This is a genomic window from Ochrobactrum sp. SFR4 (assembly GCF_019730395.1).
In the GTDB taxonomy this organism is placed as follows: domain Bacteria; phylum Pseudomonadota; class Alphaproteobacteria; order Rhizobiales; family Rhizobiaceae; genus Pseudochrobactrum.
Genome location: NZ_JAAPBB010001045.1, coordinates 1 through 253, shown reverse-complemented (window position 1 = coordinate 253; position 253 = coordinate 1). Strand labels below are relative to the sequence as shown.

At 49.0% G+C, this 253-nt stretch carries 1 pseudogene; it reads left to right on the top strand.

Going from position 1 to position 253, the window contains the following annotated elements:
* Positions 1–210, top strand: a pseudogene (locus HBA93_RS22240) (ABC transporter substrate-binding protein); the annotation flags it as partial.
* Positions 211–253 lie beyond the last annotated feature (43 nt).

The following is a 253-nucleotide window of genomic DNA, read 5'->3' as shown; positions in this document are numbered from 1 at the left end:
TTAGCTCATATCGGTGCAGATCAGGTGATGTTTGCCGGTGCTGAATTTACCGGCGGCCCTTTAGGCGGGGGGCAATCTGTTGGCCTGCGTAAAGAAGACACCGAGCTGAAAGCACTGTTTGACGAGGCAATCAATGCCGCAATCGCTGACGGCAGCCTCTCCAAACTCGCGATCAAATGGTTCAAGCGCGACATCACACCCAGCCAATAAATAACCCATTAAAATAAAACGACATTATCAAAGGCAAAGTAAA